At 55.3% G+C, this 25614-nt stretch carries 26 protein-coding genes, 1 pseudogene and 1 riboswitch; of the genes and pseudogenes, 14 read left to right on the forward strand and 13 right to left on the reverse strand.

The features are described from left to right. Positions 1–61: 61 nt before the first annotated feature. Both BMF08_RS01945 and BMF08_RS01950 read right to left on the reverse strand, forming a co-directional pair. Positions 62–460, reverse strand: coding sequence for a YgiW/YdeI family stress tolerance OB fold protein (locus BMF08_RS01945; protein WP_072569756.1), 399 nt, complete (start codon positions 458–460; stop codon positions 62–64). A gap of 73 nt (positions 461–533) precedes the next feature. After that, positions 534–770: a hypothetical protein gene (locus BMF08_RS01950; RefSeq protein ID WP_072569755.1), complete on the reverse strand. Its 237-nt coding sequence runs from the start codon at positions 768–770 to the stop codon at positions 534–536. Between the two features lie 194 nt (positions 771–964). On the opposite strand from BMF08_RS01950, the gene qseB reads away from it, so the two are divergent. The 4 genes from qseB (at position 965) to BMF08_RS01970 (ending at position 4002) form a co-directional block, all read left to right on the forward strand. Continuing rightward, positions 965–1624 (forward strand): quorum sensing response regulator transcription factor QseB, encoded by a 660-nt coding sequence (gene qseB / locus BMF08_RS01955; protein ID WP_072569754.1) that lies wholly within the window; start codon positions 965–967, stop codon positions 1622–1624. Next, positions 1621–2970 carry a quorum sensing histidine kinase QseC gene (gene qseC, locus BMF08_RS01960; protein WP_072569753.1) on the forward strand — a complete coding sequence of 450 codons (1350 nt, stop codon included), beginning with the start codon at positions 1621–1623 and terminating at the stop codon, positions 2968–2970. Before qseB ends, qseC begins: the two co-directional genes overlap by 4 nt. A 104-nt stretch (positions 2971–3074) precedes the next feature. Then, positions 3075–3656 (forward strand): NAD(P)H-dependent oxidoreductase, encoded by a 582-nt coding sequence (locus tag BMF08_RS01965; protein WP_072569752.1) that lies wholly within the window; start codon positions 3075–3077, stop codon positions 3654–3656. 31 nt (positions 3657–3687) lie between these two features. After that, the gene (locus BMF08_RS01970) at positions 3688–4002 is read left to right on the forward strand and encodes a putative quinol monooxygenase (RefSeq protein WP_072569751.1); all 315 of its coding nucleotides are present in this window, start codon (positions 3688–3690) and stop codon (positions 4000–4002) included. Positions 4003–4044: 42 nt separating this feature from the next. On the opposite strand, the gene BMF08_RS01975 is transcribed toward BMF08_RS01970, so the two are convergent. The 3 genes from BMF08_RS01975 to BMF08_RS01985 all read right to left on the reverse strand — a co-directional run bounded on the left by BMF08_RS01975 (position 4045) and on the right by BMF08_RS01985 (position 8446). Continuing rightward, the gene (locus BMF08_RS01975) at positions 4045–5232 is read right to left on the reverse strand and encodes a glycoside hydrolase family 88 protein (protein ID WP_072569750.1); all 1188 of its coding nucleotides are present in this window, start codon (positions 5230–5232) and stop codon (positions 4045–4047) included. A 54-nt stretch (positions 5233–5286) separates the two neighbouring features. Continuing rightward, a complete protein-coding gene (locus BMF08_RS01980; protein WP_072569749.1) occupies positions 5287–6555 on the reverse strand; it encodes an oligosaccharide MFS transporter in 1269 nt (422 codons plus the stop codon). 64 nt (positions 6556–6619) lie between these two features. Next, complete coding sequence (locus tag BMF08_RS01985) at positions 6620–8446, reverse strand: DUF2264 domain-containing protein (protein ID WP_072569748.1); 1827 nt, start codon at positions 8444–8446, stop codon at positions 6620–6622. A gap of 166 nt (positions 8447–8612) precedes the next feature. On the opposite strand from BMF08_RS01985, the gene BMF08_RS01990 reads away from it, so the two are divergent. Both BMF08_RS01990 and BMF08_RS01995 read left to right on the forward strand, forming a co-directional pair. Next, positions 8613–9497: a helix-turn-helix transcriptional regulator gene (locus BMF08_RS01990; RefSeq protein ID WP_072569747.1), complete on the forward strand. Its 885-nt coding sequence runs from the start codon at positions 8613–8615 to the stop codon at positions 9495–9497. A 169-nt stretch (positions 9498–9666) separates the two neighbouring features. After that, the gene (locus tag BMF08_RS01995) at positions 9667–10518 is read left to right on the forward strand and encodes a glycosyltransferase family 32 protein (protein ID WP_072569746.1); all 852 of its coding nucleotides are present in this window, start codon (positions 9667–9669) and stop codon (positions 10516–10518) included. Positions 10519–10559: 41 nt separating this feature from the next. Here BMF08_RS01995 and parE read toward each other — a convergent pair whose 3' ends face one another. The 5 genes from parE to nudF are packed head-to-tail and all read right to left on the reverse strand — an operon-like array spanning position 10560 to position 14972. Beyond that, positions 10560–12452, reverse strand: a complete 1893-nt coding sequence (gene parE / locus BMF08_RS02000) for a DNA topoisomerase IV subunit B (protein WP_072569745.1) — start codon at positions 12450–12452, stop codon at positions 10560–10562. Between the two features lie 41 nt (positions 12453–12493). Next, positions 12494–13069: an esterase YqiA gene (gene yqiA / locus BMF08_RS02005; protein ID WP_072569744.1), complete on the reverse strand. Its 576-nt coding sequence runs from the start codon at positions 13067–13069 to the stop codon at positions 12494–12496. Next, complete coding sequence (gene cpdA / locus BMF08_RS02010; RefSeq protein ID WP_072569743.1) at positions 13069–13896, reverse strand: 3',5'-cyclic-AMP phosphodiesterase; 828 nt, start codon at positions 13894–13896, stop codon at positions 13069–13071. Before cpdA ends, yqiA begins: the two co-directional genes overlap by 1 nt. A gap of 24 nt (positions 13897–13920) precedes the next feature. Then, positions 13921–14343: a DUF1249 family protein gene (locus BMF08_RS02015; protein WP_072569742.1), complete on the reverse strand. Its 423-nt coding sequence runs from the start codon at positions 14341–14343 to the stop codon at positions 13921–13923. Next, positions 14340–14972: an ADP-ribose diphosphatase gene (gene nudF / locus BMF08_RS02020; protein WP_072569741.1), complete on the reverse strand. Its 633-nt coding sequence runs from the start codon at positions 14970–14972 to the stop codon at positions 14340–14342. Before nudF ends, BMF08_RS02015 begins: the two co-directional genes overlap by 4 nt. A gap of 205 nt (positions 14973–15177) precedes the next feature. On the opposite strand from nudF, the gene tolC reads away from it, so the two are divergent. The 3 genes from tolC (at position 15178) to BMF08_RS02035 (ending at position 18647) form a co-directional block, all read left to right on the forward strand. Then, a complete protein-coding gene (tolC, locus tag BMF08_RS02025; protein ID WP_072569740.1) occupies positions 15178–16653 on the forward strand; it encodes an outer membrane channel protein TolC in 1476 nt (491 codons plus the stop codon). A 159-nt stretch (positions 16654–16812) separates the two neighbouring features. Further along, complete coding sequence (locus BMF08_RS02030) at positions 16813–17481, forward strand: DUF1190 family protein (RefSeq protein ID WP_072569739.1); 669 nt, start codon at positions 16813–16815, stop codon at positions 17479–17481. A 5-nt stretch (positions 17482–17486) separates the two neighbouring features. Beyond that, positions 17487–18647 carry a glutathionylspermidine synthase family protein gene (locus BMF08_RS02035; RefSeq protein ID WP_072569738.1) on the forward strand — a complete coding sequence of 387 codons (1161 nt, stop codon included), beginning with the start codon at positions 17487–17489 and terminating at the stop codon, positions 18645–18647. Between the two features lie 38 nt (positions 18648–18685). Here the strand turns inward: BMF08_RS02035 and ygiD are convergent, their stop codons facing one another. Next, on the reverse strand, positions 18686–19474 hold the full coding sequence (gene ygiD / locus BMF08_RS02040) for a 4,5-DOPA dioxygenase extradiol (RefSeq protein ID WP_072569737.1): 789 nt from the start codon (positions 19472–19474) through the stop codon (positions 18686–18688). A 196-nt stretch (positions 19475–19670) separates the two neighbouring features. On the opposite strand from ygiD, the pseudogene zupT reads away from it, so the two are divergent. Then, positions 19671–20448, forward strand: a pseudogene (gene zupT, locus BMF08_RS02045) (zinc transporter ZupT). Here zupT and BMF08_RS02050 read toward each other — a convergent pair. Then, positions 20445–20645 carry a hypothetical protein gene (locus BMF08_RS02050; RefSeq protein ID WP_072569735.1) on the reverse strand — a complete coding sequence of 67 codons (201 nt, stop codon included), beginning with the start codon at positions 20643–20645 and terminating at the stop codon, positions 20445–20447. The pseudogene zupT and the gene BMF08_RS02050 sit on opposite strands and share 4 nt — an antisense overlap. Before the next feature lie 351 nt (positions 20646–20996). On the opposite strand from BMF08_RS02050, the gene BMF08_RS02055 reads away from it, so the two are divergent. Genes BMF08_RS02055 through dsbI form a run of 3 tightly spaced genes read left to right on the forward strand, consistent with a single transcriptional unit; the run spans position 20997 to position 24177 of the window. Next, a complete protein-coding gene (locus tag BMF08_RS02055) occupies positions 20997–22790 on the forward strand; it encodes an aryl-sulfate sulfotransferase (RefSeq protein WP_072569734.1) in 1794 nt (597 codons plus the stop codon). A gap of 35 nt (positions 22791–22825) precedes the next feature. Next, positions 22826–23494, forward strand: coding sequence for a thiol:disulfide interchange protein DsbA/DsbL (locus BMF08_RS02060; protein ID WP_072569733.1), 669 nt, complete (start codon positions 22826–22828; stop codon positions 23492–23494). Between the two features lie 5 nt (positions 23495–23499). Beyond that, the gene (gene dsbI, locus BMF08_RS02065) at positions 23500–24177 is read left to right on the forward strand and encodes a protein-disulfide oxidoreductase DsbI (protein WP_072569732.1); all 678 of its coding nucleotides are present in this window, start codon (positions 23500–23502) and stop codon (positions 24175–24177) included. Positions 24178–24247: 70 nt separating this feature from the next. Here dsbI and ribB read toward each other — a convergent pair whose 3' ends face one another. Next, positions 24248–24901 (reverse strand): 3,4-dihydroxy-2-butanone-4-phosphate synthase, encoded by a 654-nt coding sequence (gene ribB, locus BMF08_RS02070; protein WP_072569731.1) that lies wholly within the window; start codon positions 24899–24901, stop codon positions 24248–24250. Between the two features lie 104 nt (positions 24902–25005). Next, positions 25006–25157: riboswitch (FMN riboswitch) on the reverse strand. Between the two features lie 120 nt (positions 25158–25277). Between ribB and ubiK the strand changes: the two genes are divergently transcribed. Beyond that, a complete protein-coding gene (ubiK, locus tag BMF08_RS02075) occupies positions 25278–25595 on the forward strand; it encodes a ubiquinone biosynthesis accessory factor UbiK (RefSeq protein ID WP_072569730.1) in 318 nt (105 codons plus the stop codon). The last annotated feature ends 19 nt before the right edge of the window (positions 25596–25614 follow it).

Raw genomic sequence — 25614 nt, forward strand, 5'->3', positions numbered from 1 at the left:
GGGAGATCGAAAGGCGATGATGAGGGATGAAAAGCAGGCCGGTTTCCCGGCCCGATGCCAGTTACTTACTGGTTTTGGTGATTTTCTTCACCTCGATTTCAGCGGAGTTCCAGTCTTTATCGACTTTCCCCTGAATTTCAACGGTATCCTGCGGGGTGACGGTCTGGCCATTCCAGCGTTTATCATCAATTTCCACATCGATGGTGCCTGATTCATCACGGAACAAATAGTTGTCGCCGCCGGTACGCTGTTCAATTTTACCCGTCAGCGTAACCCAGGCGTCATCGGACAGGGATTTCGCTTTTTCGGCCGTGGTTTTGGTGCCCGACGGGCCAGTAAAGCCGCCGCCGTTTTGCGTTTGGGTTGCGGTATCAGAGGCCTGAAAACCGCCCTGGGTGGCGGCAAGCGCCGGAGCAGAGGCCAGGGCCAGCACGGTAAAAAGCATAGCGATGTTTTTCATGATGATTCTCCCTTGAGGATGGCTAACAGTAAATAACTATAACAGGCCTGCAAACCCAGGCCTGGCTGAAAAATTAACTGTTGTTACTTTGTGGCTGCGTCCGGGTTGAAGCATTCGGCTGTGGTTTCGGCGCCGTGGTGTTATCGCCCCAGTGACCATGACCGTCATGGCCGATATTCCCGGTGGCGGTATTTCCCTGCCCCGTATGGCGCGCTTCACCCGTTTCATGCTCCGTCAGGCCGGTGTGCATCGCCAGTGCGGGAGCAGAAGCAAACATCAGGACAGTTAACAGTGCTGCGGTCTTTTTCATCACGTCTTCTCCTTGTAGATGGGTAACCTTAAGCATCAGTTAACACCGCAGATCTTAGCGGGTTCTTAACAGCCAACATTTTTTCTGCTTTTTCTGTCGATAATGCCGGAAGGGTTAACTTACCGGCGATTTTCCCTGTACAAGCCCGCAGCCAGCGGGTATTAACTGCCAGCAGGAACCATGGAGGAGACGGTATGCGCATATTGCTGATTGAGGATGACAGGCTGATCGGGGACGGGCTGAAAGCGGGTCTGAGCAAACTGGGGATGACGCCCGACTGGTTTACCGATGGCAGGCAGGGTATGCAGGCGCTGGATCAGGCGCCCTACGACGCCGTGGTGCTCGATCTCAGCCTGCCGGGCATGGACGGACTCGACATCCTTAAAGCGTGGCGACGCGCCGGACATCAGCATCCGGTGCTGATCCTTACCGCCCGGGATGCGCTGGAGCAGCGGGTGGAAGGGTTGCGGCTGGGGGCAGACGACTATCTCTGCAAACCCTTTGCGCTCATTGAAGTTGCCGCCCGTCTTGAAGCCTTAACCCGCCGGCATCATGGCGGCGTGGAGGCCACGTTATCCCACGGCGAGGTGACGCTCGATCCGCTTAAGCTCACCGCCACGCTGGCGGGCGAACCGCTGGTGTTGCAGCCGAAAGAGTTCGCCCTGCTGGCGCTGTTTATGCGCAATCCGGGGCGCGTTCTGCCCCGCTCGCTTATCGAAGAAAAACTTTATAACTGGGACGATGACGTCTCCCGCGGTGCGCTGGATGTGCATATTCACCATCTGCGCCGCAAGCTGGGCAGCCGTTTTATCCGCACCGTGCATGGCATTGGCTATTCACTGGGAGACGCATGATTAAGACCCTGACCCACAGCCTGCGCTTAAGGCTTACCACCGGATTTATGGTGCTGGCGATCGTTGCCTGGGGCTGCGCCTGCCTGGCAGCATGGCATGAAACGCGGCATTCGCTGGATAAGCTGTTTGATACCCAGCAAATGCTGCTGGCAAAACGCCTGAGCGTGCTTGATCCCGCCGATATGCGCCCGGCGCAGACGCTGCCGGAAAGTAAAAAGCTGGTGCGCCATCATCACGGCAGACTCGATGACGATGTGCTGGCGTTTGCTATTTTCTCCCGCGACGGCAAGCGACTGCTGAACGACGGCGATAACGGTACCGAACTGGATTACGACTACCGGCAGGACGGTTTTCAGGATACGCGTGTGGATGGCGACGACTGGCGCGTGCTGTGGCTGACCACCGAAGACGGCGAACGACGCATCGCCGTCGGGCAGGAAAAAGAGTACCGCGAGGATCTGGCGCTGGAAATCGTCATGTCGCAGCTGACGCCCTGGCTGGTGGCGCTACCGGTGATGCTGCTGTTTCTGGTGTGGCTGGTCAGCCGCGAGCTGTCGCCGCTGCGGCGCATCGCCCGGTTGCTGCATCAGCGTAAGCCGGACGCCACAACCCCGCTGCCGGTGGACGGCACGCCGCAGGAAGTGCGCCCGATGGTGGATGAGCTGAACCAGCTGTTCACACGTATTCATGAATTTATGTCCCGTGAACGCCGCTTTACCTCTGACGCCGCCCACGAATTACGCAGTCCGCTGGCGGCGCTGAAGGTGCAGACCGACGTGGCGCAGCTTTCACAGGACGATCCGGCGTCGCTGGATCATGCGCTGACCAATCTGCGTCAGGGGATCGACCGCGCGTCACGGCTGGTGGAGCAATTGCTTACCCTCTCGCGCCTTGACTCGCTGAACGGGCTGGAGGAGCCGGAGCCGATCCCGATGGCGGATCTGCTGCAAAGCGCCATTATGGAAGCGTGGTCTGGCGCGCAGCGGGCGGGCATCGATCTGCGGCTGGAGACGCGCGCCGACAACGTCACCTTTTGCGGGCATCAATTGTTGCTGCAACTGCTGGTGCGCAATCTGCTGGAGAATGCCATCCGCTACTGTCCACCGGGATCCCGGGTGGATGTGGTGCTGAAGGCGCGCGGTTTTTGCGTACGGGATAACGGCCCCGGCGTCAGCGCGCAGGCGCTGGCGCGTATCGGCGAGCGTTTTTATCGCCCGCCAGGTCAGGAAGAAACCGGCAGCGGGCTGGGGTTGTCCATTGTTCGGCGCATCGCGGCGCTACATCAGATGACAGTGCACTTCCGGCAGATGACGCCAACTGGTTTCGCCGTCGACATCAGCTGGTAAAGATTATTGCGCCAGCAGCAAAAGACTTTGCACATTTTGCTCATTTTACCGTCCCGTCGTTGCGGGTAAGATTGTCGTCAAACGCAATTATTCGAGGATAAATAATGAGCAACATTCTGATTGTTAACGGCGCGAAAGAGTTCGCCCACTCCAAAGGCCAGCTGAATGACACCCTGACCGAGGTCGCGCAGGGTTTTCTGCGTGACGCCGGACATGATGTCCGCGTCGTGCGTGCCGACAGCGATTACGACATCAAAGCCGAAGTGCAGAACTTCCTGTGGGCCGACACCATCATCTGGCAGATGCCAGGCTGGTGGATGGGCGCGCCCTGGACGGTGAAAAAATATATGGACGATGTGTTCACTGAAGGCCACGGTTCCCTGTACGCCAGCGATGGCCGTACCCGCTCTGACGGCGCGAAGAAATACGGTTCCGGCGGTCTGTTGCAGGGTAAAACTTATATGCTGTCGCTGACCTGGAACGCGCCGCTGGAAGCTTTCACCGATAAAGAGCAGTTCTTCCATGGCGTTGGCGTTGACGGCGTTTACCTGCCGTTCCACAAAGCGAATCAGTTCCTGGGCCTCGATCCGCTGCCGACCTTTATCACCAACGACGTGATCAAAATGCCGGACGTGCCGCGCTATATTGCAGAATATCGCAAGCATCTTGCGGAAATTTTTGCTTAACTGTGAGATGGAATTTAGAAGGAGTTAAACCATGTTAACAGTGATTGCTGAGATTCGTACCCGCCCGGGCCAACACCATCGCCAGGCGGTGCTCGACGAATTCGCGAAGATTATCCCGACCGTACTGAAAGAAGAAGGCTGCCACGGCTATGCGCCGATGGTGGATCACGCTGCCGGCGTGAGCTTCCAGAGCACCAACCCGGATTCCATTATGATGGTGGAACTGTGGGAAACCGTCGCACACCTTGAAGCGCATCTGCAAACTCCGCACATGAAGGCGTGGAGCGAGGCGGTGAAAGGCGACGTGCTGGAAACCCATATTCGTATTCTTGAGCAGGGCGTGTAATGCCCCATTACCCTCTCCCGTCGGGAGAGGGTATAAGACAAATCACCAGTACAGCTTCCAGCTTTGCGTCACGCGCATCAACGCTTCCACGTAGAAATAATCTCCCCAGCTGCTGCACTCATCAACGCCTTTATTGCTGGCAAGATGATAGACGGAGTGTTTCAGCAGACCGTTGCACGCCTCGTCGTTGCCCGCCAGATAATGCTTCGTCAGCGAGGACATGATCCCTTCCGCCCACTGCTGATAGCGTGCGCGATCCGGATCGGTCACCGGCAGGTGCTTCACCAGTTCCAGCAATCCGCACACGGCAATGGCCGCAGACGACGAATCCCGCAGCGCATCGGTGCCAAGCAGCGCCAGATCCCAGTGGCAGACATAATCTTCCGGCAGACGGTTGAGGAAATAGTTCGCCAGCCGTTTGGAAAGCGCGATCATCTCGCGATCGCCGGTATAGATATAGCTGAGCAGGAAACCGTAAATTCCCCACGCCTGACCGCGCGACCAGCACGAATCATCGGCATAGCCCTGCTGGGTGTTGCCGTAGCGCGGCGCGCCGGTTTCCACATCCATATAGTAGGTGTGGTAGGTGGAGGCATCCGGGCGGATCAGGTAAGTCGCCGACTGCTGAACGTGCGCTTTCGCGGCGTCGGCAAAGCGCGGATCGCCGGTCTGCTCCGTCGCCCAGTAGAGCAGCGGCAGGTTCATGGTGCAGTCGATGATCATGCGCCCGGCCTGTGCCGGATCTTTCAGATCGCCCCACGCCTGAATAATTTTCGCCCGGACGTGAAAACGCTCCAGCAGCGCCTCCGCCGCCAGCAGCGAGAAACCGCGCGCATCGCGGTTACCCGTCAGCCGCCATGCCGCCACGCAGGAGAGCGTGTAAAGAAAGCCGAGATCGTGGGTATTGGTATCTTGGCGACCGGCAATACGCGCGCCGAACGAGCGGACGTGCTTTTCCGCCAGCTCACGGAAAACCGCGTCGCCGCTCATTTCCCATGCCAGCCACAGCTGCCCGGTCCAGAAACTGGTGGTCCATTCAACGTTTTCCGTCAGCGGATAGCGCCCGTCCACCGCCGCTTCTGCGGGAAATTTATCACCGAACTCGGTTAAATGACGGCGGATCAGCGTCAGAACATGGTTACGGGCGGAATCCATCTCGTCGCTAAACGCCTGGCGATCCAGCGCCTCCGGGAATGCACGTAACGGTTCTTCAACGATATTATTTAACATATTTCGGTTCCTTTTGACTGACTACCGCGGGATAACATCATCCCGCTTCAGGGATTAGCGTGAGGCGTTATTTCCGGCCACGTCCAGCGGCGCGTTCGGGCGCATTTTGCTCTGGCAGGCGGACAGCGTGAAAGCAGACACAAGGGTAAAGAACAGGGCAATGGAACCCATGATGATATAGGTCTGCTCGAAGCCGATACGGTCGTACATCAGCCCGGCCGGAGACGACACCACCACATTTCCGACATACAGCATCGCCTGATAACCCAGCAGATACATAGTGGCGTTAACGCGTTTATCGAAATGCTCGGCGATATATTTAAATACCGACACCAGCAGCAGACAGATTTCCAGACCATACAGCGGTTTGAGTACGGAAATAAGCAGATGGGAATCGCAAACGCCGGAAATAATCAGCCGCGCGCCTACCAGTAATCCGACGATTAATAATCCTTTCTTCGCACCAACGTAATTCACAAACAGCGGGATCACCATATACATGATGAATTCCATGCCGGACTGAACGGTACCGAGATAACCGAAGATGGCGTTGCCCTGATGCACATCATCAAAGAAGGTGACGAAATAGCGGGAGAACTGCTGCTCGGCGATAAACATCATCCAGGCCACGCCCGCCACGTACAGGCAGAAGGCCCAGAATTTGCGGCTTTTCAGCAGTGCATAGACGTCAGCCGGGGCGATTTTTTCTTTGGTCAGCACTTCACTGGCGTGTGCCGTGCGGGTATCCACTTTCAGGCTGAACAGCACCACCAGCATCACGATGGAAGCCACGCTGCCGAGCATAAAGTTATACGCGGGCGAGAGGTTAAACAGCAGGCCGGAGAAGGATGACGCCACCGCCCAGCCCAGCGATCCCCACATGCGGATCTGGCCGAACTCCATACCGTTCAGGCGGCTGTAGCGATCGGTATAGGACTCGCAGGCCGCCACGCCGGCATACCAGGCAAAGCTTAAATAGATTGCCCCGACAATAATGCCCAGCATGGTATTGGACATTAACAGCGGCTGATAAACATAAATAAAGAACGGCGCCATTAATGCCGACATCGCCACGACAAAATAGAGCAAATATTTACTCATGCCGATTTTATCGAGAATGTAGCCGTAAATCGGTTTTAAGATCACCGAAAATATGCCGTTTACCGCGAACACAGTACCAATAACGGTGCCGCTTAAATTCGCTTTTTGTCCAAGCCAGATGGCCAGCAGACCAATACTGGCCGACCAGGTAAAGAAATAAAGAAAGATAAAACTACTGATCTTGTAATATTCAGACCGGTTGGTGGTTAATATTTTAGCCATACTATCCTCGACGAAAGCATGCAGATACAGAGGTTGAGTGTTATTCCGGGCTGACGCCCGGTATTTATACTTTGATGGTAATTGGGTTTCCCGATAGCGGATGACGCACCACAAGGGCGCTGGCATCACGCTGTACGTCCGGAACGGCGCGGGTAAATGCCTCCTGATGCGCGCCTGCGCGAACCGCGCAACACAGCCAGTATTCACCCGGTGCCAGCTCGCCCGTCAGCACCGGTATAGCGGCACATTCGGCGAACATCACGCTGCTGTTCGGCGGCGTAATAATGCAGTCCGCCTGGCGTGACGCCCCGGCGGGTAAAGACAGGATGGCGCTGGTGCCATTACGGGCCTGTAACAAGCAGCCGTCAGCCAGCAGTTGTGGATCCGCCTTCATCACCGCGAAGCCCCCTTCGGTACTGTTTAAATGGCGGGCGGTGTTGATGTGGTGAATGCGCACATGCCAGTCGCCGCAGGGGATAAGCCAGCTGGCGATCTGCACGTTATGCCAGGGTGACCAGCGCGAAAAAATATGATCGTCTCGCACCACCACCTCGTCGCACTCGCGGCGGCCACGCCAGTAGTTATCCCCTTCCGAGAGCAGCAGCATGGAGTCGCAGGCGGCGTGCTTAATGCCGTAGCGCCCGCGCTCAATGGTGAAACCAAAGCGGCTGGAGTAGGCGAATTTGGTGTATTTGGCTTCGGTATTCACATAATTGTTCAGCTCCAGTTGCCCGGAGGTGAGCATGTACACATGCTGTGAATTCTCGCTGTGCACGAGGATCTGCTGCGCATGGGGAATGACACGTTTATTGTCCAGCGCGGGCAGCGGCTGCTCTTCCGCCAGCCAGAACGGATGCTCCGCGGGCAGCGCCAGGATGAGGAAGACTTTCAGCGCCCAGTACGGCGATCCCGGTGAGTTATAGTCTTCGCAGAAAGCGAGGTTGGGATACGCGAAACCGAGGGTCAGAATGCCGTCGCGGTCAAAAATCGGCTGTTTCAGCCACCAGCGCAGATGGCGCAGAATAATGCCTTTTACCACGCCCGGCGAGAACACCTCCAGCCCGGCAAACGCCACGCCGCTCCAGAATGCCACCATTGCGAAACGGTAGGTCAGGCTGCGACCAAAGGGCACCGACTCGCCTCCGGTCGCCGACATATAAATAAAATCTTGCGCAAACTGCGCGGCACGATCGCGCAGGATCTGCGCGCGGGCGGGATCGTCTTCGCCGTTGAGCGTGGCGTAGATCAGGCCGTAAAAGTGGAACGCCATCGAGATGTAATAATCTTTCGGGCGGCCCGGGCCGTCAGAGTACCAGCCGTCGCCCAGATAATAGGCTTCCATCAGCTCAAAGCGGTGCTCAATGGCGGCGCGATCCCAGGGCAGGCCGGCGCGTTTGAATCCCAGCTGCACCATGATGGCGAAATAGTTCCAGTTGCTGTCCGGCATTTGCGCGTCAGTGATCTGGTTCAGCCAGCGATGCAGGTTTTCCCGCTCGCGGGCGGTGAAGCTTTCCAGCAGTTTATCCTGCAATAACGAAAGCCCCAGCCCGTAGGCCGCCATCTCCACCAGCCGCTGATCGTAAGGCCCGGTATCGCCCCAGTATCCGGCGCTCTGCGGATCGGTGCCCTGTTTAATCGCCGTGAGATATTTATCGCTGTACGGCACGGGTTCGCCCCCCGCCATCAGCGGAAACACGCCCCACAGCGCGCGTGACAATCCCTCCATCATGGCAATATCAGCGCCGTAATGGGCGCAGGTATCCCCTAATGGAAAGCCTGAGCTTCCTGCGGGAAACTGCCGATCCAGCGCGCCGAGCATGGTCATTAATGCATCAACCACCTCCGCGCGGGAAGACAATGTATTTGAGGTTTCTGTAGTCGCCGTCAGCATGGTTCTGCCTCTCACAATCAAGTGGCACAAGCATAGTGAATGGGCGACAGCCAGAAATGTTACCTTTGTCACACCCGCAGAACTCTTTTGAACTGGGTGTTGAGAAAATTTAAAAAAAGGGTTTATAAATGCTTTTTGACCGGTAAAAGTTGAGAATTATTGCACCATGTCCGAAAGGTGGCCGTCGGATCGTCTGGAGTTAATTACCCTTAACGATGCCATAGTGTCGTTCAGCCGCTTGTTTGCCAATACGGTGCGTTACCATCACTGGCATCAATGTCTGGAAGTGCTGTACGTCGAGGAGGGCTACGGCATCGCCATCGTCGATAACCGGCAGTACACCATGCGACCGGGGCGGCTGTTTATTTTCCCGCCCTTCACGCTGCATAAGGTGATGGTCGACGAGCAGGCGCAGGACTGTTATCGCCGCACTATCATTCATGTCGATCAGCATGCAGTGCTCAAGATCCTGCGGGATTTCCCGCAAAACCAGCAGCGCCTGCAAAAGCTGTCGACGCGCGGCGGCCCGGCGCTGGTGGTGGATGCTTCTGCCCAGCATGCCCATATTGATAATCTGTTCAGTCTGTATGCCCGCCTTGCCGCCACCGCCCCGCTGAATGCTGAGCAGGTCGCCTGCCTGCTGCTGACGTTGTTCACTATGCTGCCGGACGATAACGCCGCGCCGTCGGATAACCGCCAGAGTCTGGCGACGCAGGTGATGTTCTGGCTGGAGGAGAACTACCGGCAGAAATTCAGCCTCGACACCCTGGCGCAGGAGCTGGGGAAATCGCGCAGCTATCTCTCCCGCCGCTTTCATGTGGAGACGGGGGAGCATCTGCATCAATACCTGAACACCATCCGCCTGCGCAAAGCCTGTGAAGCGCTTTTGCACAGCCCGCTGAGCGTCAGCGAGGTGGCGGCGGTGGTCGGTTTTTCCGATGTCACTTACTTTATCAGCGCCTTCCGGAAGGGTATCGGTGAAACCCCGTTGCAGTACCGGAAAAATCATTCGCCTTCAGGTAAATCCGCAGAGAAAGCGTCCGGCAAATAAGCTTTTTCTTATCGTTTATTCCTTCCCGGTATATTTTACTTTTATATACATTCTGAATAGCTGAAAGACGGAACTCCTCACAGAGGACGATGGTCTGAATAAGCGCTGATACGTTTTCTTATTTCTTTTTGATAGCAGGATCCGGACTTTTCTGTTTCGAAGGATGCCTATGAACAAGGTGCCAAAAAAAATTCATCAAATATACACAAAAGGTTGGTATGCATTACCGGAGAGCATCGTTACTTCTATTGAAAAATTAAAGAAGAATAATCCGCACTGGACCTATCACTTTTATGACACCAGCATGATTAAGGATTTTATTCGCCAGCACTATGGCGAAGAGATGCTGAATACCTGGCTTATGATCAACCCTGAATACGGCGCGGCACGGGCGGATTTTTTTCGTTATCTGATGCTGTACGTGGAAGGCGGTGTCTATCTGGATATCAAAAGCGCCTGCTCGCGACCGCTGGATGAGGTTATCCCTGACGACTGTCAGCTATTGCTGTGCAGCTGGCAAAGCACGGCCTGCGGGCGGCGGAAACAGACAGGTCGTCACGCGGAGCTCTCTTTTCTGGAAAACGGTGAGTATCAGCAGTGGAACATCACGGTCTGCGCGCGTTCGCCGTGGATCAAAGGGGTGATCGATGAAGTGGTGTCACGCATAAGGTCTTACAAACCCTGGGTGTATGGCATCGGGCGAATGGGCGTGCTGCGTACCACCGGCCCTGTTCCCTTTTCAATCGCCATCGCCAGAATAAACGCCTGCGCGGGGTTTTATCATATCGAGAATTATCAGGAGTGCGGATTTGTTTATACCAGCGTCGATAAAACGGCGTTAAAACAAATAAAGAAGAGTCAGTATGCGCGACTGAAAACGCCGGTGGTGAAGTTAAGTTCGCAGGACCATAAAAAATATGTGCTGTGGCTGTGGTTCGTTTTTCCTTTCCTGCGCTTAAAGAAGAATATTATTAACGAGACCCGCAATCTGATGATAAAGCTCAGGCTGGCGAAAGCATAAAAAAAAGCGGGGCGATAATTCGCCCCGCTGTTATTTGCTGATTAGCCGTCAAGTTCGGCGAGATCGCCTTTTTCCTGCAACCAGTTACGGCGATCTTCGGAACGCTTTTTCGCCAGCAGCATATCCATCATCGCCGTCGTGCGCTGATCGTCTTCATCGCTGATGGTCAGCTGCACCAGACGGCGCGTGTTGGGATCAAGCGTGGTTTCGCGCAGCTGCATCGGGTTCATTTCGCCGAGGCCTTTAAAGCGCTGGACGTTCGGTTTTCCCTTCTTGCGCTTCAGCTGTTCCAGCACACCGGCTTTTTCCTCTTCGGTCAGCGCGTAGTACACCTCTTTACCGAGATCGATACGGTAGAGCGGCGGCAGCGCCACATAGACGTGTCCGTGCTTCACCAGCGTGCGGAAGTGCTTCACGAAAAGCGCGCACAGCAGCGTAGCGATGTGCAGGCCATCGGAATCCGCATCCGCGAGGATACAGATCTTGCCGTAGCGCAGCTGGGTTAAATCTTCGCTGTCCGGATCGATACCGATGGCCACCGAAATGTCGTGCACTTCCTGGGACGCCAGCACTTCATCGGAGGAGACTTCCCAGGTGTTAAGGATTTTACCCTTAAGCGGCATGATCGCCTGATATTCACGATCGCGCGCCTGTTTCGCCGAGCCGCCCGCCGAGTCCCCTTCCACGAGGAAGAGTTCGGTACGGTTCAGATCTTGCGCGGTACAGTCCGCCAGCTTGCCGGGCAGTGCGGGGCCGCTGGTCAGCTTTTTACGCACCACTTTCTTGGCGGCGCGCATACGGCGCTGGGCGCTGGAAATCGCCATTTCCGCCAGCATTTCGGCTGACTGGACGTTCTGGTTCAGCCAGAGCGTAAAGGCATCTTTTACCACGCCGGACACGAAGGCCGCGCACTGACGTGAAGAGAGGCGCTCTTTGGTCTGCCCGGCGAACTGCGGATCCTGCATCTTGACCGACAGGACGTAAGCGCAGCGATCCCAGATATCTTCCGCCGACAGCTTCACGCCGCGCGGCAGAATATTGCGGTATTCGCAGAATTCACGCATCGCGTCCAGCAGCCCCTGACGCAGACCGTTAACGTGCGTACCGCCTTGCATGGTAGGGATCAGGTTGACGTAGCTTTCCGTCAGCAGCTCACCGCCTTCCGGCAGCCACAGCAGCGCCCAGTCCACCGCTTCTACGTCACCGGCAAAGCTGCCGACAAAGGGTTTTTCCGGTAGCGTGGGCAGGCCGTTTACCGCCTCGCCCAGATAGTCGTTCAGCCCGTCGGCATAACACCAGCGCTGTTCGCTGCCGTTCACTTCATCTTTAAAGGTGATTTCCACGCCAGGGCAGAGCACTGCCTTGGCTTTCAGCACGTGCGTCAGACGGGAGACAGAGAAACGCGGGCTGTCGAAGAAGCTTTCATCCGGCCAGAAATGGACGCTGGTACCGGTGTTGCGTTTCGCGCAGGTGCCGATCACGTCCAGCTCTTTAACCTTCTCGCCGTTTTCAAAAGCGATGTTGTAGATTTTGCCATCGCGACGCACGTTCACTTCCACGCGTCGGGACAGGGCGTTAACGACGGAGATCCCCACGCCGTGCAGGCCGCCGGAGAACTGATAGTTTTTGTTGGAGAATTTACCGCCCGCGTGCAGACGGCAGAGGATCAACTCCACCGCCGGAACGCCCTCTTCCGGGTGAATATCCACCGGCATGCCGCGGCCATCATCGATAACTTCCAGCGACTGATCGGCATGCAGAATGACATCCACGCGCTTCGCGTGACCTGCCAGCGCCTCATCCACGCTGTTATCAATAACTTCCTGGCCCAGATGGTTTGGGCGGGTGGTGTCGGTATACATCCCCGGACGGCGGCGAACCGGCTCAAGCCCGGTCAGTACCTCAATGGCATCAGCGTTATAGGATTGCGTCATGGTTTGTTCGTAGATAGTGATCGCATCGTTTCCCGACAGACTTAATGCAGTCCGAGGAAATCGATAATCTGTGTGAAATGATCGTCAAAGCCCACAAAGGCATGGTTTCCGCCTTCGATAACTGTCTGGCGGCATGACGCGTAATACGCGACGGCCTGGCGGTAATCCAGAACTTCATCGCCCGTTTGCTGTAGCAGCCAGAGTAAATCCGACGCTTCCAGCGGGTCAATCTGCATGACTTTTAGATCGTAAATATGGCGAGACTCTAGCACATATTGCTGACCGGTGTAGGGGTTCTCGTTCTGCCCCAGAAAATCCCGCAGTAATTCAAAGGGCCGCACCGCCGGGTTCACCACGACGGCAGGCAGCATAAAACATTGTGACAGCCAGGTGGCGTAATAGCCGCCTAAAGACGAGCCGACGATACCGAGCGGCTCGCCGCCGTGTCTGAGCACCAGCGATTCCAGCAGTTCAGCGGCCTCGCCAGGATAGGGCGGCAGTTGCGGCACCACCATATTGATGTGCGGATGATGCCCGGCAAGCCACTGTTGCATCTGGGTGGCCTTCGCCGAACGCGGCGAACTGTTAAAGCCATGCAAATAAAGAAGCGTAGACATCAGTAACCTTCTGAAGCGGTATCCGGACGAAACTGCGTGCTTTGCAGGCGGCACACTTCCGTATGCAGCGTGCCGTCGGCGCGCAGTTCCAGCCAGCGCCAGCCGGGAGCGGCGGTATCCAGCGTAAAATTAGAACAGTGCGGTTTGAACTGCACGCAGGTTGACGGCGTGGCAAGCAGACGGCGACCGTTCCAGTCCAGATCCTGCTCCTGATGAATATGGCCGCATAACAGATATTTCACCTTTGGGAAGCGCACCAGCACGTTGTCCAGCTCCTGCGCATTGCGCAGACTGTGCTGATCCAGCCAGCCGCAGCCCGCCGGCAGCGGATGATGGTGCAGCAACAGCAGCGTATGGCGATCCGGCGCATCCGCCAGCTTACGCTCCAGCCAGTCGAGCTGAAACTCGCTCAGTTCACCGTGCGGCACGCCGAACACCTGGCTGTCGAGCAGCAGAATTTGCCAGTGTTCGCCGGCAAAAACGCGTTTTGATGGCGAAATACCGGCATCCTGAAGCGTGCTGTACATGGCGGGCTGGAAATCATGGTTTCCCGGCAGCCATACGCAGGGCGCATCAAAGCTTGCGATGCCGTCAGCAAAATGCTGATAGGCCGCAGCCGTGTGATCCTGTGACAGATCGCCCGTCGCGACAATAAGATCGCAGTCGCGCTGTTGCGCGCGGATGGCGTCCAGCACCGCCCGATAGCTCTCCCAGGTGTTCACGCCTAACAGCGTTTCATGCTTCTCAGCAAACAGGTGAGTATCGGTTATTTGTAAGATCCTGATGTTGGCCTCACCAGCCAGCCCCAGATTTAACAGGCTTTCCAAATGGTGTCCTTAGGTTTCACGACGCTAACAAACCGGAATCGCCATTGCTCCATGTGCTAAACAGTATCGCAGCCAGTCGGCTAAAAACTGATTAATTTGATGCTTTTCGTCGCGTTGGTGCAACTTTTTGTTTGGGTAATCATAACGTGCCTTGAAGCGAAAAATCTGCTGGCTTGAACACACTTCAGCGACCATCGCATCATGATACAGACGTACCGTCAGCGACGGCAGGCTCCAGTAGCTTATCGCCGGAACCGTCTGTTCGATTTCCACCAGCGTAGTGTAGCGGGTGGACTCGGTAATGGTTAACCGGTATTGCGCATTTGCCACCTGATAGCTCACTGTTTCGCCGGGTGCGTCGGTACGGGGCAACAGGCGTCGCAACTGCGCGAAGTTGGTTTCGCACAGGCGCATCATCTCAGGGAAGTCAGGTGTGTAACGCTTCATTTTATCCACTCTTTTCTCAATGCTTCATAATGCAGCTGCAGCCATTGCAGGGCGATGACAGACGCTGCGTTGTCGATTTTCCCCTCTTCTACCCACTGGTAAGCCTGTTCCCGGCTCACCACATGAACACGAATATCTTCGTTTTCGTCCACCAGACCATGTATACCTTTGGCCTCTGTGGCATCCACTTCACCAACCAACAGCGATAACCGCTCGCTGGTGCCCCCCGGACTTGCCAGGTAGCTCATAAATTTCTTCACGCGGCCAACCTCAAGGCCCGCCTCTTCTACCGCTTCACGGCGCGCGACGTCCTCAACGGTTTCACCCTCTTCGATAATGCCCGCCACCAGTTCCAGCAGCCAGGGCGTCTCGCTGGTGTCATAAGCGGCGATACGGATTTGCTCGATCAGTACGATTTCATCGCGCACAGGGTCATAGGGTAGCAACACTGCCGCGTGACCGCGCTCAAAAATTTCACGCCGTACTTCGTTGCTCATTTCCCCGTTGAAAAGGCGATGACGAAAGCGGTACAAATCGAGCGAAAAAAAACCACTGTACAGTTTTTCCCGTGCAATAATTTCTACATCATTTTTGGTGAAAGTCGTGGCAACCGGCTTGTCTTTATTCATGATTCATCCCGCCCCTAAATAATGATGAAATTGTGGATTTCAAGGCACCAGCACTGCCGTTTACTGTACCTTGTGGTAGATTGGTGCAAATTAACGCCAGATGGCACGTAACGCCAACCTTTTGTCATGCTAGTCTCTGCTAGAATCGGCAATTATTTTTACTCTTTGATCAGCGCTATATCATGCTTCACAACAAGGAATGCAAATGAAGAAATTGCTCCCCATCCTAATCGGCCTGAGCCTTGCAGGTTTCAGCGCCATGAGCCAGGCAGAAAACCTGTTGCAGGTTTATAAGCAGGCGCGTTTAAGCAACCCGGAACTGCGCAGGTCTGCAGCAGACCGTGATGCCGCATTCGAGAAAATCAACGAAGCACGCAGCCCGTTACTGCCACAGCTGGGTTTGGGTGCGGATTACACCTACAGCAATGGCTTCCGCGACAGCAATGGTGTGAACTCCAATGCCACCAGCGCCTCTTTGCAACTTACACAAACCCTGTTTGACATGTCAAAGTGGCGCGCGCTGACGCTGCAGGAAAAAGCCGCTGGTATCCAGGATGTGACCTTCCAGACTGACCAGCAGACGTTGATTCTCAATACCGCCACCGCTTACTTCAACGTGTTGAGCGCCATTGATTCGCTCTCTTACACCGAAGCACAGAAACAGGCGATCTATCGCCAGCTCGATCAGACAACGCAGCGTTTTAACGTTGGCCTGGTTGCCATTACCGACGTGCAGAACGCCCGTTCACAGTACGACACCGTGCTGGCGAATGAAGTCACCGCGCGCAACAATCTGGATAACGCCGTTGAGCAGCTGCGCCAGGTCACCGGTAACTACTATCCGGAACTGGCTTCCCTGAACGTCGATAACTTCAAAACTGACAAGCCGCAGCCGGTCAATGCCCTGCTGAAAGAAGCAGAAAACCGCAACCTGTCGCTGTTGCAGGCGCGTCTGAATCAGGACCTGGCGCGTGAGCAGATCCGCCAGGCGCAGGACGGCCATTTGCCGACCCTGGATCTCACCGCCTCTACCGGCGTGTCTGATACCTCGTACAGCGGTTCTAAAACCAACAATGCGCAGTTTGATGACAGCAACGTTGGTCAGAACAAAGTCGGCCTGAACTTCTCTCTGCCGATTTTCCAGGGCGGAATGGTTAACTCACAGGTGAAGCAGGCGCAGTACAACTTCGTTGGCGCCAGCGAGCAGCTCGAAACCGCGCACCGCAGCGTGGTACAGAACGTTCGTTCCTCCTTTAACAACGTTAACGCGTCCATCAGCAGCATCAAGGCTTATGAGCAGGCCGTGGTTTCTGCGCAAAGTTCTCTGGATGCGAGCGAAGCGGGTTACTCCGTGGGTACGCGTACCATCGTCGATGTGCTGGACGCCACCACGGCGCTGTATAACGCCAAGCAGCAGCTTTCCAGCGCGCGTTATAACTATCTGATCAACCAGCTGAATATTAAATCCGCCCTCGGTACGCTGAACGAGCAGGATCTGCTGGCGCTGAACAGCACGCTGGGTAAACCGACCTCAACCACGCCTGAAGCCGTGGCGCCGGAAAATCCACAGCAGGATGCGCGCGTGCAGAACATCGCCGCCGACGCACAGTCCGCGACCACCGCTGACGCCCCTGTGGCAACCAATAGTTCACGTAGCGGCGCTAATCCGTTTAGCCGTTAATCTGTTCAATGGGGGCGTCAGCCCCCATTTCAACGTAAGACAACGTAAAGATCCCTCTTCACCACCCGTTCCGGCCCGATCGCGCTTCATTTTCGACCACTCATCCTCTATCCTGAGCATTATTCACCTTGCTGTAACTCTGGGTTCTGGAAGACATCTATGAAACGGACAAAAACGATTAATCATGCGACGTTCCGCAAAAGCTGGAGCGCACGCCACCTGACGCCGGTCGCCTTTGCCGTCACTGCCGTGTTTATGCTGGCAGGCTGCGAGCAAAGCGACGAAACGGTATCCATGTATCAAAATGCGGACGACTGCACCAGCGCCAACCCGGGCAAAAGTGCGGAATGTACCACTGCCTTTAATAACGCGAAAAAAGAAGCCGAACGTACCGCGCCGAAATACGCCACGCGTGAAGACTGTGTGGCTGAATTTGGCGAAGGCCAGTGCCAGCAGGCCCCTGCTCAGGCAGGTATGGCCCCGGAAAACCAGGCGCAAACCCAGCAAAGCGGCAGCTTCTGGATGCCGCTGATGGCGGGTTATATGATGGGTCGTCTGATGGGCGGCGGCGCAGGCTTCGCGCAGCAGCCGCTGTTTACCTCACGCAACCCGGCCAGCCCGGCTTATGGCCAGTACACCGATGCCTCCGGTAAAGGCTACGGCGCCGCACAGCCAGGCCGTACCGCTACCGTGCCGAAAACCGCGCTGGCCCCTAAACCGGCCACCACAACCACCGTGACCCGCGGCGGGTTCGGCGAATCAGTCGCTAAACAATCCACCATGCAGCGCAGCGCTGCCGGTACCTCTTCACGCTCAATGGGCGGCTGATAGGCATGGAAAGAATCAGTATTGTTGAGCGCCCGGACTGGCGCGAAAAGGCCACCGAGTACGGCTTTAACTTCCACACCATGTACGGCGAGCCGTACTGGTGTGAGGACGCCTACTACAAGCTCACCCTCGCACAGGTTGAGAAGCTGGAAGACGTCACGGCGGAACTGCACCAGATGTGCCTGAAGGTGGTGGAAAAGGTGATTGCCAGCGATGCGCTGATGACCAAATTCCGCATTCCTAAACACACCTGGGGCTTTGTGCGCCAGTCCTGGCAGACGCAGCAACCCTCGCTTTACTCCCGCCTCGATCTGGCGTGGGACGGCGTGGGCGATCCTAAACTGCTGGAGAACAACGCCGATACGCCGACCTCGCTGTATGAAGCGGCATTTTTCCAGTGGCTGTGGATGGAAGATCAGCTGAATGCCGGCAATCTGCCCGCTGGCAGCGATCAGTTCAACAGCCTGCAGGAAAAGCTGATCGAGCGCTTCGGCGAGCTGCGCGACCAGTATGGTTTTAACCTGCTGCACATGGCCTGCTGCCGGGATACCGTGGAAGATCGCGGCACCGTGCAATATCTGCAGGACTGCGCCGCCGAAGCCGGTATCGCCACCGAATTCCTCTATATGGAAGACATTGGCCTCGGTGAAAAGGGCCAGTTCAGCGATTTGCAGGATCAGGTGATCAGCAATCTGTTCAAGCTTTATCCCTGGGAATACATGCTGCGCGAAATGTTCTCCACCAAGCTGGAAGACGCTGGCGTCCGCTGGCTGGAGCCGGCGTGGAAAAGTATTATTTCCAATAAAGCGCTGTTACCGATGCTGTGGGAGATGTTCCCGGATCATCCAAATCTGCTGCCCGCCTGGTTTGCCGAAGATGAGCATCCGACGCCTGAAAAGTACGTGGTGAAGCCAATTTTCTCCCGCGAAGGCGCAAACGTGTCGATCATTGAAAACGGTCAAACCATTGAGCAGGCGGAAGGCCCGTACGGCGAAGAAGGCATGATTGTGCAGGAGTTCTGCCCGCTGCCGAAATTCGGCGACAGCTATGTGCTGATTGGCAGCTGGCTTATCAACGATCAACCTGCGGGGATCGGCATTCGCGAAGATCGGGCGTTGATCACTCAGGATCTGTCGCGCTTCTATCCGCATATTTTTGTGGAATAATCAAAACCCGGTGGCGTTCTGCTTACCGGGTTTTTTGTTTACCCTATCTGTACCGACAGCATACTGATCGAGCCCATTTCCAGACCTTCCACCGGAATAGTGACCGGCTCCTGGCCGTCCCACGCGCCCAGCACGTAGAGCAGCGGCAGGAAGTGATCCGGCGTCGGGTTCGACAGCGAACCGCCTTCATGATCAAGATAATTCACCAGCGGATGCTGCTCCGTCGGCCCTTTCCAGGTCAGATTATCCTTCACATAATCGTTAAATGAGACGGCCCACGGGTAAGGCGTGTTTTCGCCGTGCCAGCGCGCCGTGCGCAGGTTATGCACCACGTTGCCGCTGGCCACCAGCATGATGCCCTGATCGCGCAGCGTGGCGAGCTTGCGCCCCAGTTCGTAATGCCAGGCCGCCGGTTTGGTGCTGTCGAGGCTGAGCTGCACCATCGGGATATCCGCCTGCGGGTACATCTTGATCAGCACGCCCCAGGATCCATGGTCAAAACCCCAGGCTTCCTGATCCAGCGTCACCGGGATCGGCGCTAACAGATCCACCAGTTGCTGCGCCAGCGCAGGTGAGCCGGGGGCCGGATAATGGGTGTCATACAGCGCCTGCGGAAAACCGCCAAAATCATGAATGGTCTTTGGCTCCGCCATAGCCGTCACGCCGGTGCCGCGGGTAAACCAGTGTGCAGAGATCACCACGATGGCTTTCGGACGCGGCAGCGTCTCGCCAAGATGCTGCCAGGTACGGGTGTAAATGTTATCTTCAAGAACATTCATTGGACTGCCGTGACCTAAAAATAGTGCTGGCATACGCGGTGCTGACATGGTCATATCCTTACAAAGGCGGAAAATAATATGCCTTTACCTTACGCTGTTTCCGAAGCGGATAAACGCAGATAACCATGATGAAGATCATCAGGAATTTTGAATGTAAGAAATGCGTAAAGGACGAATGACCCGCTCGCGTTGGCGGTAAATCCTCATTAACATAAATGAGAATTATTATCACAAGGAGTTGTTAATGTCAGTTCCCTTGATCCTGACCTTACTGGCTGGCGCGGCCACCTTTATTGGCGCCATTCTCGGCGTAATGGGCCAGAAGCCCTCCAATCGCGTGCTGGCTTTTTCACTGGGGTTTGCCGCGGGCATCATGCTGTTAATTTCTTTGATGGAGATGCTGCCTGCGGCCTTAGCTACGCCGGATATGCCACCCGTTTCTCGGCTATGGCATGTTTATCGTCGGCCTGCTCGGCTACTTTGCCCTCGATCGCCTGCTGCCTCATGCCCATCCACAGGATCTGCTGCCCGCCACAGAAGGCGAGCCATTGCCGCGTAACCTCAGGCGCACGGCGATCCTGCTGACCCTTGGCATCAGCCTGCACAACTTTCCGGAAGGGATCGCCACCTATGTGACGGCGAGTAACAATCTTGAACTCGGCTTTGGCATCGCCCTTGCCGTAGCGCTGCACAATATTCCTGAAGGGCTGGCGGTGGCCGGGCCGGTTTATGCCGCCACCGGCTCTAAGCGTACCGCCATTTTCTGGGCGGGTATCTCGGGACTGGCGGAGATCCTCGGCGGCGTGCTGGCGTGGCTGATCCTCGGCAGCCTGCTTTCACCGCTATTAATGGCGGCGATCATGGCGGCGGTGGCGGGTATTATGGTCGCTCTGTCGGTGGATGAACTGATGCCGCTGGCAAAAGAGATCGACCCCAACAACAACCCCAGCTACGGCGTGCTGTGCGGCATGTCGGTGATGGGCCTGAGCCTGGTGCTGCTACAGTTTCTGGGCGTGGGCTAAGCGTCTTTCTCTGCGGCTGCCGGAGGCTGTCCGGCAGCTTTCCCCTCTTTTCCTTTTTTACTCTGGCTGAGCTTTTGCAGCCCTGCCAGCAGGGCGTCTCTGTCCTGCCGGTAGGCGGCGCAGTAGCGTTTTATATGACAGACGTAGCCCAGGATTGCCACGCCGATGATCACCAGCCAGTACCATGCGATAAACATTTTTACTCTCCTGATAATCTGCTTTCGCGCGGAGGCTTTCGACGCGCATATTTTCTCATAGTGACAGACTTTTACGCTTATAAACTGATACCGATCATATAAACACCTGCTAACAGCAATAAACATCTTTATATATTCTTAAAAATAAAAGCTATGGAAGCGGCTCACATAATTTTATCAGGATGATTTACCCGCGCACGCACAGGCTTATTATCACTGTGCAGTTCATACATATTATTACTCACCACAGATTCGGTATCGCTATTAATCATGAAAGTATAACTCCGCTCAATAAACGGCAAAATCATATTTATTATGAATGATTAAAGTCGTCAAAAAAGGAATTTTATTATGCTCAAACCCTACCAGAAGCTGTTAATCGCTGGCATGGCATTATCCTTTAGCCTGACAACCGCCAGTTCCCTCGCCGCCGGATTTCAGCCTGCGCCACCGGCAGGAAAATTAGGTTCAGTCATTGTCGACCCCTACGGTAATGCCCCGCTCACCGCGTTAATTTCCCTCGACAGCCATAACATTTCCGATGTGAAAGTTACGGTGCATGGCAAAGGGGAAAAAGGCGTGCCCATCAGCTATGCCGTGGGTGCCGCGTCACTCAGGAATTACGATGGCATTCCGGTTTTTGGTTTATATCAAAAATACAATAATAAGGTCACGGTGGAGTACAAAGAAAACGGTAAACCCGTAAAAGAGGATTACGTTATTACGACATCCGCTATCGTGAACCATTATGTCGATAACCGTTCCTTCAGCGATCTGCAACAAACCAAAGTGATTAAAGTCGCTCCCGGTTTTGAAGATCGCCTTTATATGGTGAATACCCACACCTTTACGCCGCAGGGTTCCGATCTGCACTGGCATGGCGAAAAAGATAAAAATGCGGAGATCCTTGATGCCGGTCCCGCAGGCGGCGCGCTGCCGTTCGATATTGCCCCCTTCACTTTTGTAGTGGACACCCAGGGGGAATACCGCTGGTGGCTGGAGCAGGACGCGCTCTATGACGGCAAAGATGTCGATATTAATAAACGCGGCTATCTGATGGGGATCCGCGAAACGCCGCGCGGCACCTTTACGGCGGTGCAGGGTCAGCACTGGTATGAATTCGATATGCTCGGCCAGGTGCTGGAAGATCATAAATTACCGCGCGGCTTCCTGGACGCCACCCACGAGTCGCTGGAAACGCCTAAAGGCACCGTGTTACTGCGCGTGGGCAAACGCAACTACAAGCGCGATGACGGGCTGCATGTTCACACCATTCGCGATCACATCATCGAAGTGGACAAGTCCGGACGCGTCCTTGACGTCTGGGATCTGAATAAAATCCTCGATCCCCTGCGCGACAGTCTGCTGGGCGCGCTGGACGCCGGGGCGGTATGCGTTAACGTCGATCTGAAACATGCCGGGCAGCAGGCGAAGCTGGAGCCTGATACGCCCTATGGCGATGCGTTAGGCGTGGGGCCGGGCCGCAACTGGGCGCACGTGAACTCCATTGCCTACGATGCCAAAGATGACTCGATTATTCTCTCCTCCCGTCATCAGGGCGTGGTGAAAATCGGCCGGGACAAGCAGGTGAAATGGATCCTCGCGCCGTCAAAAGGCTGGAACGAAAAGCTTGCGCCTAAATTGCTGAAACCCGTGGGGAAAGATGGCAAACCGCTCACCTGCGATGAAAACGGCAAGTGCCAGAACACCGATTTTGATTTCGCTTATACCCAGCATACCGCCTGGTTGTCCAGCAAAGGCACCCTGACGGTCTTTGATAATGGCGATGGCCGTGGTCTGGAGCAACCCGCTCTGCCCACCATGAAATACTCGCGCTTTGTGGAATACAAAATTGACGAGAAAAACATGACGGTGCAGCAAGTGTGGGAATACGGCAAAGATCGGGGATATGATTTTTACAGCCCCATCACCTCGGTCATTGAATATCAGAAAGACCGTGACACTATGTTCGGCTTCAGTGGTTCCATTCACCTGTTTGACGTCGGTCAGCCCACTATCGGTAAGCTGAATGAAATCGACTATAAGACCAAAGAAGTTAAAGTCGAAATTGATGTGTTATCTGACAAACCTAACCAGACTCATTATCGCGCGCTGATGATGCATCCGCAGAATATGTTTAAGTGATGCGCTGCATTTTATCTGTTAATTAAGGAATGATTATGCTGACTAAATATCTTAAGGCTCTGCTGCGTAGCGCAGTGGTGTTATCCGCGCTCATGATGCCCTTTATGGCATCGGCGTTTACGGAAGGCACGGATTATCAGGTGCTGGAAAAACCGATCCCCAATGCCGATAAAACCTTAATTAAGGTTTTCAGCTACGACTGCCCGTTTTGTTATAAATATGACAAAGCCGTCACCGGCCCGGTTTCTGCAAAAGTCGCCGATGTGGCAGCATTTACCCCCTTCCACCTGGAAACCAAAGGGAAATACGGCAAACAGGCCAGCGAATTATTTGCCATTTTGATCCTGAAAGACCAGGCGGCGGGTACGTCGCTGTTAGATGAGAAGTCGCTGTTTAAAAAGGCGAAATTTGCTTATTACCAGGCTTACCACGATAAGAAAGAGCGGTGGGATGGCGGTGCGGATGATTTCCTGAAGACGGGACTGGAAGCGGTGGGCATGACCCGCGCGGAATTCGACGAAACCGTTAAAACACCGGAGGTCCAGGCGCTCTACGAACGCTGGAAAGCCAGCTATGACGTGGCCAAAATCCAGGGCGTTCCGGCTTACGTGGTGAACGGTAAATACCTTATCTACACCAAAAATATAAAATCCATCGACTCCATGGCTGAACTCATCAAAGAGCTGGCGGCTAAACAGGGATAGTGCCTATGAATTTCCTTAAGGGATTATGGCGCTCGCTAAAAACCTCGCCGGTGGACACCTTAGTCCGCTGGCAGGAGACGCGCTTTTTATGGCTGTTAATGGTGGCTGCCATGGGTGGGCTGATCGTTCTGGCGCATTCGTTTTTCCAGATCTATCTCTACATGGCTCCCTGCGAGCAGTGCGTTTATATCCGTTTCGCCATGTTCGTGATGGTATTCGGGGGGATAGTCGCGGCCATTAACCCTAAAAACCTTGTGCTGAAGTTAACGGGCTGCGTGGCGGCGTTTTACGGCAGCATCATAGGGATGAAATATGCCATCAAGCTGAACGGCATTCATTACGCGGTGCATAACCCGGATCCGGACGCGCTTTTTGGCGTTCAGGGATGCTCAACGGAACCCACCTTTCCGTTTAATTTGCCGCTGGCGTCCTGGGCGCCGGAGTGGTTTAAACCCACCGGCGACTGCGGTTATGATGCGCCCGTAGTACCGGATGGCGTGACCCTGAGCAGCGTGCAGAAATGGTTTATCGATCTGTATCAGCAGTCGGAAGGCTGGTATCTGATCCCGCCATGGCATTTCATGAACATGGCGCAGGCCTGCCTGCTGGCATTTGGCACCTGCTTTATCCTGCTAGTAATTATGAGTGTTGCCTGGGGAATAAAGCTTAGCCGGGGAAAATAGCGGAGCGTTAAAATGCAAAAATCCGAAGCCAGGAAACTGACTTCGGATTTTTTATTCGGCTTTTTAACGCTTAGCTGGCTTTACGCTCATGCTCACGACGGTAGGCCACCAGATCTTCAATGGTGACAACCGCCATGTTGTGCTGCTGCGCAAAGGCAATGCACTCCGGCGCGCGGGCCATGGTGCCATCATCATTGGTCAGTTCACAGAGCACGCCTGCGGGTTTAAACCCGGCCAGCGACACCAGATCGATGGTCGCTTCGGTGTGACCACCACGGGTCAGCACGCCGCCCGGCTGCGCGCGCAGCGGGAATACGTGGCCCGGACGGTTAAGATCGGACGGCTTCGCGCCATCGGCGATAGCAGCGCGAATAGTGGTGATGCGGTCAGCGGCAGAAACGCCGGTGGTCACGCCATGCGCGGCTTCGATGGTCACGGTAAAACCGGTGCCGTAAGCGCTGGTGTTGTTTTCGACCATCATCGGCAGGTCGAGCTGTTTACGGTGCTCGTCGGTCAGGCACAGGCATACGATGCCGCTGCCGTGACGGATAGTCAGCGCCATTTGTTCAACGGTCATGGTTTCGGCGGCGAAAATCATATCGCCTTCGTTTTCACGGTCTTCGTCGTCAAGCACCATTACCCCACGGCCTTCGCGCAGTGCGGTTAACGCGAGTTCAACGCGTTCAGAAGGAGTGCCAAAAGAAGAAAGCAGCGTCTGATTCATGGTAAAAAAACCTCATTAACATTATGGTTACCAGAATCAGGGCAGTCTTAGGAGTACCGCACAGCGGCAAAAAAATAACGTGAACGGGCCTCGCCCGTCTGGATCGTTACTCTCTCCCATCCGGACTCTAACCGTCGGCCCCGGAATTACACCGGATCTGCTGACCTTCAGATTTGCATCTGAAGCGCTCGCGGGCTTTCGGCGTAGCTGCCGATTTACCGCCGGTGGGGAATTTCGCCCCGCCCTGAGAATAAGCGCAATAACTATAACGCTATTGATTATTGGCGGCAATGCCCGTGTGGTAAACAAATCTGGTTTAACACTGCGCTTAACACGCTACAATGTATGCTATTACCCACACGAACAGGGAACGACTATGATTGACCCGAAGAAAATTGAACAGATTGCCCGTCAGGTTCACGAGTCCATGCCGAAAGGCATTCGCGAGTTTGGCGAAGACGTCGAGAAAAAAATCCGTCAGACGCTGCAATCGCAACTGACGCGTCTCGATCTGGTCAGCCGTGAAGAATTCGATGTGCAGACTCAGGTTCTGCTGCGCACCCGCGAGAAGCTGGCGCTGCTGGAGCAACGCATCAGCGATCTGGAAAATCGCCACACCACAGAAGAAGTGAAGCCGGCTCCGGCCATTCCGCCGGTTGACGTGGTAGATGTCGACACGGACGTGCAGAAATAAAAGACACTGCCCGGCCAGC

It is taken from the genome of Enterobacter sp. SA187, assembly GCF_001888805.2.
Taxonomy (GTDB): Bacteria; Pseudomonadota; Gammaproteobacteria; order Enterobacterales; family Enterobacteriaceae; genus Enterobacter_D.

What these genes read in the sequence shown, in the direction of transcription:
- BMF08_RS01945 (WP_072569756.1), bottom strand. Translation starts at nt 460, where the DNA reads ATGAAAAACATCGCTATGCTTTTTACCGTGCTGGCCCTGGCCTCTGCT.
- BMF08_RS01950 (WP_072569755.1), bottom strand. Translation starts at nt 770, where the DNA reads ATGAAAAAGACCGCAGCACTGTTAACTGTCCTGATGTTTGCTTCTGCT.
- qseB (WP_072569754.1), top strand. Translation starts at nt 965, where the DNA reads ATGCGCATATTGCTGATTGAGGATGACAGGCTGATCGGGGACGGGCTG.
- qseC (WP_072569753.1), top strand. Translation starts at nt 1,621, where the DNA reads ATGATTAAGACCCTGACCCACAGCCTGCGCTTAAGGCTTACCACCGGA.
- BMF08_RS01965 (WP_072569752.1), top strand. Translation starts at nt 3,075, where the DNA reads ATGAGCAACATTCTGATTGTTAACGGCGCGAAAGAGTTCGCCCACTCC.
- BMF08_RS01970 (WP_072569751.1), top strand. Translation starts at nt 3,688, where the DNA reads ATGTTAACAGTGATTGCTGAGATTCGTACCCGCCCGGGCCAACACCAT.
- BMF08_RS01975 (WP_072569750.1), bottom strand. Translation starts at nt 5,232, where the DNA reads ATGTTAAATAATATCGTTGAAGAACCGTTACGTGCATTCCCGGAGGCG.
- BMF08_RS01980 (WP_072569749.1), bottom strand. Translation starts at nt 6,555, where the DNA reads ATGGCTAAAATATTAACCACCAACCGGTCTGAATATTACAAGATCAGT.
- BMF08_RS01985 (WP_072569748.1), bottom strand. Translation starts at nt 8,446, where the DNA reads ATGCTGACGGCGACTACAGAAACCTCAAATACATTGTCTTCCCGCGCG.
- BMF08_RS01990 (WP_072569747.1), top strand. Translation starts at nt 8,613, where the DNA reads ATGTCCGAAAGGTGGCCGTCGGATCGTCTGGAGTTAATTACCCTTAAC.
- BMF08_RS01995 (WP_072569746.1), top strand. Translation starts at nt 9,667, where the DNA reads ATGAACAAGGTGCCAAAAAAAATTCATCAAATATACACAAAAGGTTGG.
- parE (WP_072569745.1), bottom strand. Translation starts at nt 12,452, where the DNA reads ATGACGCAATCCTATAACGCTGATGCCATTGAGGTACTGACCGGGCTT.
- yqiA (WP_072569744.1), bottom strand. Translation starts at nt 13,069, where the DNA reads ATGTCTACGCTTCTTTATTTGCATGGCTTTAACAGTTCGCCGCGTTCG.
- BMF08_RS02015 (WP_072569742.1), bottom strand. Translation starts at nt 14,343, where the DNA reads ATGAAGCGTTACACACCTGACTTCCCTGAGATGATGCGCCTGTGCGAA.
- nudF (WP_072569741.1), bottom strand. Translation starts at nt 14,972, where the DNA reads ATGAATAAAGACAAGCCGGTTGCCACGACTTTCACCAAAAATGATGTA.
- tolC (WP_072569740.1), top strand. Translation starts at nt 15,178, where the DNA reads ATGAAGAAATTGCTCCCCATCCTAATCGGCCTGAGCCTTGCAGGTTTC.
- BMF08_RS02030 (WP_072569739.1), top strand. Translation starts at nt 16,813, where the DNA reads ATGAAACGGACAAAAACGATTAATCATGCGACGTTCCGCAAAAGCTGG.
- BMF08_RS02035 (WP_072569738.1), top strand. Translation starts at nt 17,487, where the DNA reads ATGGAAAGAATCAGTATTGTTGAGCGCCCGGACTGGCGCGAAAAGGCC.
- ygiD (WP_072569737.1), bottom strand. Translation starts at nt 19,474, where the DNA reads ATGTCAGCACCGCGTATGCCAGCACTATTTTTAGGTCACGGCAGTCCA.
- BMF08_RS02050 (WP_072569735.1), bottom strand. Translation starts at nt 20,645, where the DNA reads ATGTTTATCGCATGGTACTGGCTGGTGATCATCGGCGTGGCAATCCTG.
- BMF08_RS02055 (WP_072569734.1), top strand. Translation starts at nt 20,997, where the DNA reads ATGCTCAAACCCTACCAGAAGCTGTTAATCGCTGGCATGGCATTATCC.
- BMF08_RS02060 (WP_072569733.1), top strand. Translation starts at nt 22,826, where the DNA reads ATGCTGACTAAATATCTTAAGGCTCTGCTGCGTAGCGCAGTGGTGTTA.
- dsbI (WP_072569732.1), top strand. Translation starts at nt 23,500, where the DNA reads ATGAATTTCCTTAAGGGATTATGGCGCTCGCTAAAAACCTCGCCGGTG.
- ribB (WP_072569731.1), bottom strand. Translation starts at nt 24,901, where the DNA reads ATGAATCAGACGCTGCTTTCTTCTTTTGGCACTCCTTCTGAACGCGTT.
- ubiK (WP_072569730.1), top strand. Translation starts at nt 25,278, where the DNA reads ATGATTGACCCGAAGAAAATTGAACAGATTGCCCGTCAGGTTCACGAG.